This window comes from Candidatus Limousia pullorum (assembly GCF_057405065.1).
This window is the reverse complement of the sequence record NZ_CM171614.1, coordinates 458,090-473,212: the sequence shown is the minus strand read 5'-3', so window position 1 is coordinate 473,212 and position 15,123 is coordinate 458,090. Positions and strand designations below refer to the sequence as shown.

5 protein-coding genes and 1 pseudogene are annotated in these 15,123 nt (G+C 40.2%); 5 read left to right on the top strand and 1 reads right to left on the bottom strand.

Annotated features, from left to right (window positions below):
- Positions 1-42: 42 nt before the first annotated feature.
- Both glgA and CGICJO_RS02080 read left to right on the top strand, forming a co-directional pair.
- The gene (gene glgA, locus CGICJO_RS02085; RefSeq protein ID WP_087378398.1) at positions 43-1,470 is read left to right on the top strand and encodes a glycogen synthase GlgA; all 1,428 of its coding nucleotides are present in this window, start codon (positions 43-45) and stop codon (positions 1,468-1,470) included.
- 189 nt (positions 1,471-1,659) lie between these two features.
- Entirely contained in the window at positions 1,660-2,439 is a 780-nt protein-coding gene (locus CGICJO_RS02080; RefSeq protein WP_486499462.1) for a hypothetical protein, read from the top strand.
- Positions 2,440-2,519: 80 nt separating this feature from the next.
- Here CGICJO_RS02080 and CGICJO_RS02075 read toward each other — a convergent pair.
- A pseudogene (locus CGICJO_RS02075) lies at positions 2,520-3,675 on the bottom strand (iron-containing alcohol dehydrogenase).
- A 1,183-nt stretch (positions 3,676-4,858) separates the two neighbouring features.
- On the opposite strand from CGICJO_RS02075, the gene CGICJO_RS02070 reads away from it, so the two are divergent.
- From CGICJO_RS02070 to CGICJO_RS02060, 3 genes are all read left to right on the top strand, one after another.
- A complete protein-coding gene (locus CGICJO_RS02070; protein WP_486499461.1) occupies positions 4,859-12,736 on the top strand; it encodes a hypothetical protein in 7,878 nt (2,625 codons plus the stop codon).
- A gap of 2 nt (positions 12,737-12,738) precedes the next feature.
- Positions 12,739-14,148 carry an isopeptide-forming domain-containing fimbrial protein gene (locus CGICJO_RS02065; RefSeq protein WP_486499460.1) on the top strand — a complete coding sequence of 470 codons (1,410 nt, stop codon included), beginning with the start codon at positions 12,739-12,741 and terminating at the stop codon, positions 14,146-14,148.
- Between the two features lie 114 nt (positions 14,149-14,262).
- Positions 14,263-15,120: a class C sortase gene (locus tag CGICJO_RS02060; protein WP_486499459.1), complete on the top strand. Its 858-nt coding sequence runs from the start codon at positions 14,263-14,265 to the stop codon at positions 15,118-15,120.
- Positions 15,121-15,123: the final 3 nt, after the last annotated feature.

Below are 15,123 nucleotides of genomic sequence, written 5' to 3'. Positions count from 1 at the left end.
TCATAAAGAATATATTGAGAACATCTCAAGGAGGAATTACAGTTGAGAATTTTATATTGTTCTTCAGAAGCACTCCCATATGCCGGCAGCGGCGGTCTTGCCGACGTAGCAGGAAGTCTTCCACATACATTGTGCAAAAAAGGTGAGGATTGCAGAATAGTAATGCCTCTTTACGGCACAATTTCTCAGGAACTCAGAAATACTTTGAACTTTATCACAAACTTTACAGTTCCTGTTGCATGGCGTCATCAGTACTGCGGACTTTTCTGGGCTCGCTGGAATGACTGCACATACTATTTCATAGACAACGAATACTATTTCAAGAGAAACGCTCTTTACGGCTTCTATGATGACGCCGAGAGATTTGCATTCTTCTCAAGAGCTATTCTTGAAATGCTCCCATATATCGATTTCCATCCGGATATCATCAATGCCAACGACTGGCAGACAGCTCTTGTTCCTACATACTACTATCTTTTCTATTCAAAGAATCCATGGTATGCAAACATCAAGAATATTATCACAATTCATAATATTCAGTACCAGGGCGAGTATGGCTGGGAAGTTAACACAGAGTGCGTTGGTATTCCAAAGAGCGACGAGTATCTTTTGGAGATGAACGGAAACCTGAATTTCCTCAAGGGCGCAATCGAAACAGCAGTAAGAGTTACAACAGTTTCTCCAAGCTATGTTTCAGAAATCAGAGACCCATGGTTCAGCCACGGTCTTGACCCTGAGCTCAATCTCCGTTACTATAAGCTTTGCGGTATTCTCAACGGTATCGACGTTGACAACTACAATCCTGAAACAGACCCGAATGTTTATGCAAACTATTCTTTGAACAACATGGCAGGCAAGGCAGAGTGTAAGCGTAAGCTCCAGGAAAGACTTTCTCTCGAGCAGAGAGCAGACGTTCCTATGGTTGCAATGGTAACACGTCTTGTTTCCCATAAGGGTCTTGACCTTGTAAGAATGGGTCTTGAGCATCTCATGAACACAGAGGATATGCAGTTTGTAATCCTCGGTTCAGGCGACGCAGAGTACGAAGATTACTTCAGATACATGCAGAATAAGTATCCGGGCAGAATTTGCGCTTGCATCGGCTTTATCCCAGAGCTTGCAAGAAAGATTTATTCCGGTGCAGATATATTCCTTATGCCTTCAAAGGCAGAGCCATGCGGACTTTCACAGATGATAGCTTTGCGCTATGGTACAATTCCTGTAGTTCGTGAGGTAGGCGGACTTAGAGACTCTGTTCACGACAGTATGGACGGTTTCGGTAATGGATTTACATTCAGAAACTACGATACAGCAGATATGCAGAACGCAGTAAGACGTTCTCTCCAGGGTTACAGAGATCACGACGGATGGCAGCAGCTTGTTGAAAGAGCTATGAAGAGCGACAACAGCTGGTCACGTTCCGCAGATGACTATATCAATGTTTACCGTGACACTCTTAATTGGGACTAATTTTAATATCTGAAATTTTTCAAAACAATATTCTCTTTGCAGAGGGAGAAACGGTAACCTTTATGGGTTGCCGTTTCTTTTTTTATTTGTGGGGTAATATGTATGAATGGGTTTACTATTTTATCATTCTTAGAATGTGCGATATTCCTTTTTTATCAAATCTTTTTGACAAGATTCTTGTCTGCGGGAATGAAAAAGAAAGCTTTGGTTTTAACTGTAGCTGTTGAACTGGCAGCAGCGTTTATTTTGTGCGGCTCTATTGTGTACGCCTATGTAAACAATATAAATTTTATAAATATGCTTCGCTTGATGTTGATATCTGTATTTTTAATGTTGTTTATTATATTTCAGTTTTTCCTTATAGAACGTATTCCCATAAAAAGGGGAAAAACAGCCATTTGTATTATTCTCAGTTTAGTAATATCAGTCTTAGCGGCAAAAGGTATTTTTATAATTGAAAGCAATATAAAAAGCTTTGATACTCCGGAACAGGCTATCGAATACTCAGTAGGACAGCATGTTTTTGAAGATTATACAGTTATCAATGAAGGAAACTATTTCTTTGTAGTAGATGCAAAAAGCGATGTATCCAGCGGAATATACCCGTTGTACTATTCCCAAAAAGATTTAAAGACCGGAAAATGGAGTATGCTTTTCATGGTGGAGAATTCCGTGGAGAAACAGCTGGACAGTGAATCTCTGTTGATGAACACTTTAATTTTCTGTAAGTATATGCCGGAAACAGATAAGTGTTTCGTTTTGGCTGAAAACAGAAATGATATACTTAAATTTATGAAAAGCGTCACCGATAAAAACGACGTGTCCTTTGAACCGATTTTCACAAAAGAGGACATAGAAAAGAGCGAAACAATTCCAACATTCTTTTATGATATTTTGGATTGTGAAAACGGAAAAATAGAAATAAAAATAAACGGCGCATCAAGAACCATAGATTTATCAGAAAAATAAAAGGATATTGTTTCTTTAAATATCAAAAAAATAAGGGTACGGAAACAAGCGTTTTCCGTACCCTTTTTCAGGTCTATTTATCAATAAGCCTTTTTAAAGAGGTTAATAATATCCTTAACTGTGCCCTTTCTTGGGTTGCTTCCGGCATTGCCGTCCTTAAGAGCGTTATTTGCCATAAGCTCGAAGTCCTCTTCCTTTACGCCCATTTCCTTAAGGCTTGATGGAATACCTACATCCTTTGCAAGGCGTGCCATTGCAGCAATAGCCTTATCTGCTGCTTCAAGAACAGAAAGACCTTCGATGTTTTCTCCCATAAACTGAGCGATATCAGCAAACCTCTGAGGATTTGACATGATGTTGTACTCTTCAACAACAGAAAGAAGCATTGCGTTTGCTACTCCGTGAGCCAGGTCATACTGACCGCCCAGCTGGTGAGCCATAGCATGTACATAACCAAGGTTGCCGTTGTTAAATGCCATTCCTGTCAAAAGTGAAGCATAAGCCATGTTCTCTCTTGCCTTTACATCGTGACCGTTAGCAACTGCCTGGCGCAGATTGTTTGCAATAAGCTTTATTGCTTGTATTGCACATGCGTCGGTAACAGGGTTAGCGTCTACAGAAACATAAGCTTCAACAGCGTGTGAGAGCGTCCATACCTGTAGCAGCTGTAAGTGCAGGAGGAATGTCCAGCATCATCATAGGATCGTTAAAGGAAACGAGAGGAACATTTCTCCAGCTTACGATAACGAATTTAAGCTTTGTTTCAAGGTTTGTGAGAACGCAGTGACGTGTAACTTCACTTGCTGTACCTGCTGTTGTGTTTACAGCGATAAGAGGAGGGAGAGCGTTTGTGAGAGTTTCAATGCCGGCGTATTCTGTGAGGTCGCCCTCGTGAGTAGCGGCAATACCTATTCCCTTGCCGCAGTCGTGTGAAGAGCCGCCGCCGATTGTGATGATAGAGTCACATCCGTTTTCCTTGTACATTTTAAGACCGTCATAGCAGTTCTGTACCTTTGGGTTTGGCTCTGCACCTGTGAAAATTACATATTCCAAACCGCTTTTTTCGAGAGAGTCAACAGACTGAGCTACAGGACCGTTCTCGAGTTTTGCCAGAAATCCGTCTGTTACGATGAGAGGCTTGTGCATGTTAAGGAGCTTGCAGCGTTCGCCCAATACAGCCACACAGCCAGGTCCCATAAAGTTAACTGATGGATTTAAAAAATCATAATAGCGCATATTTTTTATCTCCGGTAATAAATTTTTTATTATTTTACCACATTTTTTATTTTTGTAAATACACTATTGTTCAACATTATCTTATTTTATTGTATAATTTTCATGAAACGGTAGATATTTTAAGAAAATAATATTATAAATTTATGTATAAATATTAAATTATTGTTAAATGCAATTTTTTATTAGGTAAATTTTTTCCTATTTTTTACCTAATAAGATTTTATGATTTTCAGGCTAAAAAACAAAAACTTTCAGATAGTCTGGTGATCTATTAAGTAGCAAATCTATCGCTCATGGATAAAATATATCCTGTTTAGCTGGCACGGTGAATTTTGCGGATGTCAACCGATGCCCATTAGACAAGGGAGACAGAAAGGGCAGCGAACATATCATCTTCTATAAAATATAAACAAAAACAGATCCGGGCTGGCGGGAATTAACCTGCTGACATGGGTCTGTTTTTCTGTCTGCACTCATTAAAATCTGTAAAAAAATTGTGCAATGAATACTAAAAATGCATGTATTAAAAGGAGTAAAATGTGACTTGCTACGAATTTCAATTTAATACATATATATTTGATTTACTATAGAATAGCAATTAAATTAAATAAATTCCTTAAGAAATTTTGATATGATAGATAAATTAAAAATGATAGTATACTTATAAAAACAATAAAATCAATAAAATTCATAATATAATGTAAACGTTTTTTTGGATGCAAGAAGTATATTTTTACAATAAAAAAATAGGATTATGGGAATTTATATTTTATATCAAAGAGAATATAACTAATATATTGCTAATATTTGCATTAAACTTTATAAAAAATTTATATTGGTAGTTGACTTATAGATTTTGCGTCATTTTTATATTCTGTAATATGTATGTAAATAAATGATAAATATTAAACAAAAATTTGGATAATTGATTGATAAAAAATAATTCAATAACCCTTATAGCAAAATATCCGACTAATATATAAATATTATATAAAAGGTTATCACCGTAAAAGTTCATTATAGTAAATAAATATTACTATAATGTTATAAAACTGCATTTGACAAAAAAATTTATTTTTAATATAATATGTACAATATTATAATAATATGAATTTATAGAAAATGCTTTATCTTAGAGGAATGATTTGTTTTTGATTGACTATAAAAAAGGTTGTGATGAGAAATGAGAAAACCGCTGCGGAAATGGAATTTCAAAAAGCTGATTGCCGTGGGAATGTCGGCAGTTATCTTGCTGCAGGCAACTCCTATGTATGCTTTGGCTGACGAGGTTTCTGACAAAGATACAGGTATTGCAAGCTCTCCCGAAAGCTATGAGGAGAGCGTCCAGAGCTATACGGAAAGTTCTTTTGTGGGAGAGTCCACAGAGGCTTTGGAAAGTTCCTCTACAGCAGAAACGACTAATGCCGAAAGTGAACCAAGCACAGCAGCTTCTTCGGAAAATACGGAGGAAACTGCAGATGTTACGGCGGACGAGGTTACATCAGAAACTGCAGAGGAAACCGCCGGTGCTTCTTCGGAAACACAGGCTTCTGAAGATGCTTCTTCGGAAATTCAGAACACAACAGAGCCTTATACAGAAGAGGAAATTGTGTTGAAGGATTATTTTGAAGAGGGAAAAATAAAAATATACAACGCAGAGCAGTTAAAGGCAATAGGAACAAACGTGACTGTTAAATCCGGCGATACAGAGGAAAGCACCTTCGGTACAGGAGAGGATATAACGGCTGACGGAAAGGCTGTAACCTATTCCCTTGATGCGCAGTATATTTTGATGAACGGTATAAGCTTAAGTGCGCCGGACTTTTGGTGTTTGCCTGAGAATTTTACAGGCTCTTTTACGGCGAAAACAGATAAGTCGGAAAATCCGGTTCTCTATGACGAAACTACAGACACCATATACATTTACAGCAACTATCAGCTTATGGTGCTGGCTTCCGAGAATTCTGAAAAAGAGCCGGTAATGACAGGGGATACAAACGCCGATACCTTTGGAATGGGACAGTTTGTTTATGCTGACGGTGAAGAGAACGGACAGAATTACATAACATATTCAAAAACTCATAACTATGTTCTCTCGGAAAACTTTACTGCCGAAATGCCGGAACTAAAGGCCAATATTCTTTTGAATGAAGCCAATGACGGAAGACAGTTCGCAGGACAGGTAATTTATCATGACTCCGAGGAAAATAAAGACTATATACTTATCGGAAATGAAGCTCAGCTGAGAGCCATAGGCACAGATGAAAGAGTTTATACTGCTGTTTATCAGGCTAAGTTAAAAGGTGCAAAGTGGGAAGTTGATACCGATTCCGATGGAAAACCTATAATGCTGTACGGCGGAGACGCAGACTTGACAGCTGCGCAAAACGGTAAAAAGGATTATGGATTCCAGGAAATAGAAAAAGCTTCCGGAGCTCTTACCGGCCGCTGCGGAGTAAACCAAATTACCGGAGAAATTGATCCAAATATGGATATAGAAGATTCCGGAAAAAAATATCAAGCTTCCGAGAATTACATTATTTTCAGAGATATCACTCTTACAGGAAATTGGACTCCTCTTATGTTTTCAGGCGAAATGTATGGTCGTCTGAACATGGTAAAGGGAGAAAATGTAACGATTGCTAACGTAAATATAAATCAAACAGGAAAGCTTCCTATTGATGAGTATATCGGAATAGGCTTTTTCGGAACTATATCCAACGAAGTAAATGCAACAGAAACAGTATCAAAGGGTACAGCTATAGTTTCAGATATCAATATAAGCGGTGTGAATATTCAAAGCACATCGACAGAGGTAAAAAAAGATTTCAGTCTAATAGGAGTATTGCTATTGCCTCTGTTTAATAAAATTCTTACAGGTTTGCAGACTGACCCTTCAACTTTTGCCATGGGCGGTTTTGCCGGAAGAATTCAGGGAGATGCGAAAGTGGAGGACTGCCATGTTCTTGGGCTGGAAACACTTAATTCGCCTATGGCTATGTCCGGCGGATTTGTGGGAAGCGTCAGCGGAACAACAAGGTACGAGGCGCTTACCGGCGCTTTGGGAGCAACTCTTGATTTGCTGAGTCAGATATTAAATGTTATACCGATACTTGGCTTGGGAGATCTGGTGACGATTTTGCTTGCCGGAGGAGTTTTGGATGTAGGTAATCTTGTCCCAATAGGATATTATTCTCCTGTAGTTACAAATTGTTCAGTGTCATATTCAGAAACAATGACCTCTGTAGGAAATCCGTCAAAGAAATTTAACGGAGGATTTACAGGAAGACAGGAAGGAGCAATACTTAAAGGTTGTTCGGTCAACACAAACGGCTCTCTGGAAGTCAAAGGCGACAGCTTTGTAGGCGGCTTTGCAGGAGCAGTGGTAAATGCAGAGATAAAGGGTTTGTTGAGTTCACTGGGCGTTGATTTGGCAAATGCCGGGGTTCAGTCTGTGTGTGCAGATTGTACCGTAACCGGTTCAGACATAAAGGTGACAGGCTCAGGAAAATATGCCGGCGGTTTTTGCGGTACCCTTAATAACAGCTACCTTGTAGATGTTAAGGTAAATAATTTATCATCTGTATCTGCAAGCAGATATGCAGGAGGCGTTACAGGATATTCATCTCTTGGCTGGGGACTTACAATAAGCGATGATTACGGAGCATACGATAAAACATTGCTTGACGGAGTAAAGGAATTGCTGGGAACATTGCTTACAGGTGATAATGCAAGCGATTTGTTGAGCATTGTCGGTATTCAGCCATCAAAAATTTACGGAGCTTCAGTAACAGGAAATAATCTTGTAATAACTGCAAGCGACTCATATGCCGGAGGTGTTGCCGGATATAGTGATGGCTTAACACTGGCTAAGTCAGCTCCGGAAGATGTAAATCAGCTAAGACCATTTGCGAAAAATCATATTTCATATACAGGTCAAAATATTCAGCCGTCAATAACCGGCCTTAAAAGTGTTTCGGCAGGAAACAAATACTCCGGAGGTGTTGTGGGAGATGTAAGGATGGCAAGTGCCGCCGGAATACTCAACACAACTGTAGGATTGGTAGGCTATATTAAATTTGATATTCAAGAAGTCAATGTTTCCGGAACCGGTACAGAGTTTACAGTAATGGCAAAGGAATACGCAGGCGGCGCATTTGGTGAAGCAATAGGCGGAACAGTCAGCAATGTTGTATTGAACAATATATCGGAAGTTACCGCTGAAAATTATGCAGGCGGTTTTGTAGGATTAACCGGTACAGGCTCACTTGTAAACGGCGGCGGTCTTGACCTTTTGGGTCTGGGACTTGTAAAAATAGACAGTCTTTTAAGTGTTGCCGACGCTATAGAAACAAAAATTGAGTCATCTGCTGTAAACGGAAATAATTTAACTGTTTCAGCGACAGGAAGCGGAGGAGAGCTTATCACTTATTACGCCGGAGGCTTTGTGGCTTACAGCGCCTGCGCTTCAATAAGTGAAGGTACCGTTACGGGACTTAAAAATGTTTCAGCCGATATGACAAGCGGTGTGTCAGGCGGCTTTGCCGGAATGTCAACAACAGCAGGACTTGCGGATGTTCTTGGAGATGGAGAAGTTATCAAGGATATACTTGCAATAGAAGGACTTCTCAGTGCAGTTACTTATATGGTTCCGGATTACAATCTGTGTTCGGTTTCCTTTGTATCTAATCAAGAGGAAGACGGAACAATTCTTCCGCAGGTTGAGGCTGACATAGCCGGCGGATTTGCAGGAGATTTCCAAAGCGGACATATAAACAGTGAAGAAGAACTTCAAATACCAGCCGATTATGTTTCGGTAAAGGGAATTGAGCAGGTAAAGGGAGGACATTATGCCGGAGGCTTTGTGGGAAAAGCTTATGCCGGAGGTCTTGCAGAAGGCGGCGGTCTTTCACTGCTTGGCGGACTTATAGAAACCAATATTTCAAATCTCTTGTCAGTTCTTAATGTGTACATGCCGGTAATAAAAAATTCGGCTGTAGAATCTTCTGATAAAGGATTAAAAGTAGAAGCTGAAAGAATATCTGACAGCTATGCCGGAGGTTACATAGGTTTCGGCTCAGGCGTTCAGATTTCTGACAGCCCTGTAAGCGAGCTTAGACATACGGTTGTTAATCAGCCGAATAATTTAGAGGCTAAGAATATTCCTGCATATTATGATAATTCATCTGATTACTCAGTAATCGCCGGAAAATATGCCGGAGGTTATGCAGGACTCCTTGATATAGGAAATACCGCAAATCTGGTTGATTCAATAAGTGTTTTGGGAATACTCGACTTGGGTAATTTGACCCAGGCATTGGATGTCACAGCATCTAAGGTAGATAATTCAACTGTCAACGGCGGTGCAGGCGGTTACTCTGTACTTGCAAGCACAACAGACGGCAGCTCAGGTTACGCCGGAGGCTATGCCGGCGGAATTTACGGCTCAAAGGTAACGAACAGCGATGCCGACAACATTGCCTATATTATAGGCAGAGACAGTGCCGGAGGATATGTTGGAATTATGGAGCCTGGAGATGTGGCAAAGGTGGTTGAGGACGCCGGTGTTCTGAAAGGTTTAATTTCCACAAACGTCGGACTTGCCTCCGTGCTTCAGTCCTTTGTCCCCTTTGTTGAAAACTCAGACGCTTTATCTATTCCATGCGGAAGCGCAGTAAGAGCGGAAAAGGAAAGCGATGGAAGCAGTGCCTGCGGAACTGCCGGAGGCTTTGTTGGACACAGCATAGGCGGTCAGATAGATACCTGTCAGGCAATAAGAATCCGTTCTGTATTCGGTTCTGAATATGCCGGCGGATTTACAGGCTGGGCAGAGGGCGCAAATGTTGTGGATACAGGCTCCTTGTCATTGCTCTTTGGAGTTGTAAAGCTAAATAATCCTTTACAGGCTGCGCAGGCAGTTTATCCCACAGAGAAAAACACAAGAGTTTCCGGTCCTATGACTGATATGGACTTTAATATCTGGGACAGCTGGGCAGAAGCCGTTGGAGTTTCCGGAGCATACGGTTCGTATTTTGATGAATACAGCCAAAAGAGTGAAGCAGAGAGAGAAGCTATTTACGAACAGCGTAAAAATGACTTTGCCTATGGCTTCAATGTAGAGGCAGGCAGAGACGGTAATATTTCCTCCAATAGAAATATCGGAGGAGACGCCGGCGGCTATGTGGGAAGAATAGACGGCGCATACATAGAAAATGCCGTTGTAGACAGCGTTGCAAATGTAAGGGCATACAGAACTGCCGGAGGCTTTGTTGGAAATATGCGTGCAGGCAGTGTGGCAAATGCCGGAGAGATTAGTCTTGCAGGAATAAATATACTTGATAATCTTTCTATAATAGAAGCATTTGTACCGGTAGTTAAAGGTGCTCGTGTTAATGGCTTTGTTTCAGGATTGTCTGTTGAAGCTTATGGTATTACTGAAACAGACGGAAGCGGTCATATTACAGGTCAGACGGCAGGACGAGCCGGAGGTTTTGCAGGATATATTGTCGGCGGACAGATTTCCGGTATTGAAAATGAGGAAGGCATTGTTACAGATAAAACAACAGTAACTAACCTTAGAAAAGTAAGCGGAACCTATGATGTGGGCGGCTTTGCAGGAAGTATCGAGTCAGGAAGTGCTCTTGATTTAAATGCAGATGAAAGCGGTCTTCTCAATAAGATACTTAAATATATTATAGATACGGATACCCTTGTAAGCGTTCTTAATGCAACTGTTTCAACCATAAAGGATGTTGAAATAAGCGCATGGAACAGCTGGGGTACTACAATAAGCGGATATTACAAGGACAGTGCAAATAATGAGTGCTGCTCAAACAGTACAGGAGGCTTTGCAGGTTCTGTAAGCGGAGCAATAATCGGAACAGAGGAGAAAGATTCCAACGGAATAAAACATGGAGTCAGAGGAGTAACAATAAGCGGTCTCAGAGAAGTTTACGGAGGAGAACATGCCGGAGGATTTGTAGGTCTTGCAGATGTAGGTTCACTTGTAAACCTTTCTAAGGATGATACGACTTCCATACTTTCGTTAATTAAGCTTGGAAATACCAGCGTTGCCAATATGTTCAGAACATATATATACGATTCACATGTTACCGGTTCTGAAAATTACGGCTTGACAGTTACAGCAAAAAGCTCAAGTGAATACGGTACAATGGATTCAAAGGTATACACAGGAAACGCCGGCGGATTTGCAGGAAGCTTTATGAATTCTACTGTTGAAGACAGTGATGTTTCCGGATTGAGAACGGTTTCTGCCTTGAACAGTTCAGGAGGCTTTATCGGCTATTCAGGAAAGAGCGGTCTTGTTGATTTGGATCAGGCTGAGATAGGTGACAATAAAGTTCCTCTTCTAAACGGTGCTGTAGGTGTTCTGGATTTATTCGGTTCAACAGTTGACAGCTGTGATGTTACCGGTGTTGAAAGCGGATTTATGGTTTCAAGCTTCGGCGGCACAGAGGAAAAAGCAGGCGGATTTGTAGGCTTCGGCGACTTGGCAAGAATAAGCAATTCAAATGTGGACAAGCTTAAACAGGTTGCAAGTGCAGAAATTGCCGGTGGATTTGCCGGAGAAACGAGCTATGCATATCTTGCAAAAATTCAGGTTAGCTCAGTACTTACTAAGGTTCTTGTGCCGGTTCTTAATGTTATTTTGGATGCTTTGAGAGCTGACGAACTTGTAGAAGGAAATGTTATTAAGATAAAAATACCCGGATTGATAGAGCTTGACCTGCTTTATGAGGGGGATGTGGTTTACCTCAATCTTTTGGGACTTCAGGTTTCGGTAAAAATAGAGCCTAATGCAGATGATGAAAGCTCCGGCTTGCTCGTAGTTTCAATAGGAGATTCCACGGTAAAGGTAAATTACCATGATTGGAAAATCGACGGTGAACAGCCTGATTTGGAAGTTTCCCTGATTAAGGCAAACAGAACAAAGATAGAAAATTCCAGCGTTACAGGTATTTCCTACGGCTACGATGTATACGCCGGCGGCTCAGGAAACGACGCAGACGCAGCTTCCGGTCTTGAAAAGAACAAGGGAAGCTCCGGCGGATTTGTAGGATACAACCATGAAGGCTTGCTGGAAAACAACGATATGTATTTCTGCGATGTTGTAAAGGGCAAAGACGGCGAGGTAGGACCGTTTACAGGAGTCACTCAGCTTGATTCGGTATACAGCTTTAATACTATCGCCGGAATTGAAGGAAACGATAATATTTACAGAGTTTACCGTCATGCGTCCGGAAGCTATCCGATACTGAAAAATGACAGCAAGGAACTTCAGACAGATTACAACGGTGACGGAGGTTATCCATGGAATAATATTTACACAATAAATCACATTACCTCTGTTGAGAAATTTACAGATTTTGTAAATGCGGTTATCACAGACGGAAATGAAAAAGTCTATGCTGATGTTTATATAAGCGGCGCAAAAGCTGTATTGATGGGTAACGTGGATACAAATCCGGACGACCCGTCAGAAACACCTTTGCCGCCTGACATTCAGGACCCTTGTGAGGACGAATTTATTGTGTTGACTATCCACAATATCTGGGACGACTGGTCAGACTATGACGGCATAAGACCCGGAAATATAACTATAAAAGTCATAGGAACTGTTGCCGGACGAGATGATTTAAAAATTGAAAAAGAAATAGTTCTTAATGCCGATAATGCTGTGGACACAGAAAATATTTGGTCATATTCTTCAGATACTTTAACATTTAAGGGCTATGAATTAGATAAAGAAACAGGAGAGCGTTTGTATTATACCTATACGGTGGAATACGAAACTCCCGACGGATATGTGTCTGAAACAAAGGTAGAAGATTATTACAATTTCTACGTAACACATTATCACAGACCTGCTCCGGGATTCTTACCGGGCACAGGCGGAACAGGCATTGTTCTGCTTAATATGGTTGGTATTCTGTTCTTGGGAGGCTTTGCTTTTATGACATACTCAAAGTATGGCAAAAAAAGAAGAGACCTAAGAGACAGAAAGAATAAATATATATATTTATTAAAAAAGGAGAAGTAAACATGAAACAGTTAAGAAAAGTAATGGCTGTTATCTTTGCAGTAGTGCTTGCTTTGACAATGACAGTAACTGCATCAGCCGCAGAAACAGTAAGTATCACAATTCAGCATGGAGGAAACGATTTAAACGGCGTAACTTTTTCCGCATATAAATTGTTTGATATCACTGCAAACGAAAGCAATGATGCTCAGAAGATTTACCGTATCGATACTGACTTTACAGCTTTCTTCACCACAGATGCCGGAAAAACAACAGTAAAAGAAGCTTACGATTATGTAAAAACTACAAACGTAGATACATTGAGAACTGCTCTTGCAGCATATATAGAAGAAAACGGCACCGAGGCAGATAAAACTGCTGGAGGAACAGGCAAAGCAGATGTAACTCTTGAAGACCTTGCATATGGTTACTACATTATAATCCCAAGCAGCGATAACTATGCTGCAAACCTTATAATGCTTGACGCAGCTTCAAAAAATGCTGCTGTTAAGGTTGCAGAGCCTACAGTTGATAAAAAAGCAGACGGACAGGACAATACTTCTGCACAGATAGGCGATAAGGTTGACTTTACAGTTAATACAGTTGTACCGGATATGTCAGGAAAAGATGCATATTATTTCAAGCTTGAAGATAAAATGTCAGCAGGTCTTACTTTTGACAATACAACTGCTGTGACTGTTACAATAGACGGAACTCCTCTCACAAAGGATACTGACTTTACAGTAGCTACAGAAACAGTGGAAACAGACAAAACAAAGCTTACTGTAGAAATAAAGAATTTTATAAACTATAAAGATGATTCCGGTAAAGCTATTGTTATTACATACAGCGCAACATTGAATGATAAGGCAATAGTAACAGATGTTGAAACCAACTCTGCAAAGGTTGTTTACGGTACAGACCCTGATTTCTCAGGAGATGGAACAAACGAATCAACACCTGACGTTTCAAAGGTTGTTGACCATACATTGGTTATAACAGATAAAGACGGAAGCAACAATCCTCTCGGCGGCGGTGTGTTTGAGGTTAAAGATTCCGGCGGCAATAAGTTAAAGCTTACTTATGATGAAGAGAATGACTGCTATGTAATTGATGAAGTTGGCGGCTCAGAGACAATAACACTTCCTAATGAGGGTACAGTGACAATTAAGGGTCTTGACAAAGACACATACACAGTTACTCAGATTACACCTCCTGTTGGCTATGATATAGCAAATCCTGCTTCAATAAATGTAACTTTCGACAGCGATGAAGTGGAACAGATAAAGAAAGCTGATTTTATCAATAATTTGGGCACAGGACTTCCTGAGACAGGCGGTATGGGTACTGTAATCTTTACAGTTGTTGGTCTTGCTCTTATAGCAGCAGTTGCAGGCAGCTTCGTAATCAGCCGTAAAAAGAAGAATTCATAATCTAATTTGAGTTTTTAAAAATTTGTATTATTATATCTAGTTTGATTTAGTTATTCTCCGGCGGAGATTTTTAAGAATTTCTCCGCCGGAAGAATAAACAGCAGGGAGAGCGCAATGAAAAGTAAAAAAAAGAGAAGGATTTTTGACGCTATTAGGATTTTAGTTCTTTTGATTGCAGTCTCCGTGCTGTTGTACCCGTCGGTAAGCAACTATCTTTACGAATTAAAGAACACAGGGGTAACAAAAGATTACGACAGTCAGGTAGAACAGCTAAGCCAGGACGAAAAGAATGAAATGTTTTTAGCGGCTGTTGAATACAATAAAATGCTTGCAGGGGAAGAAATAACCGAAATAAAAGACCCCTTTTCTAAAGAAGAAAAAGAGCCTGATGAGCTTTATGAAAGCCTTTTAAAAATGAACGATTCCGGCATGATGGGGTATATAAAAATACCAAAAATCAATTTAGAGCTTCCCATATACCATGGTACTGAGGAATCTGTTTTACAGGTGGGAGTTGGTCATTTTGAGGGTACGTCACTTCCGGTAGGCGGTGAGAAAACCCATTGTGTTCTTACAGGACACAGAGGTCTGCCCTCCAGAGAACTTTTTACAAATATAGATAAGCTTGAAAACGGGGATGTTTTCTATATTAAGGTTTTCGGCGAAACGCTTGCTTATCAGGTTGACGATATAAAAACTGTTCTTCCAGAGGAAACGGGCAGTCTTGTTCCGTTTGAAGGTGAAGACTATGTTACATTGGTTACATGTACCCCCTATGCAGTCAATACTCACAGACTTCTGGTCAGAGGACACAGGATAGATTATTCAACTGCAGTTACTCATGTGCCCGATATAAATATAGAACCTCAGCTTCCTTTTGAAGTAAAAATGCTTATTTTGGCAATAGCTGTTATTATTGCCGCTTTTATAATTTATCAAATTATAAAAATAATACGCAGAAGAAAAAAATAGGAG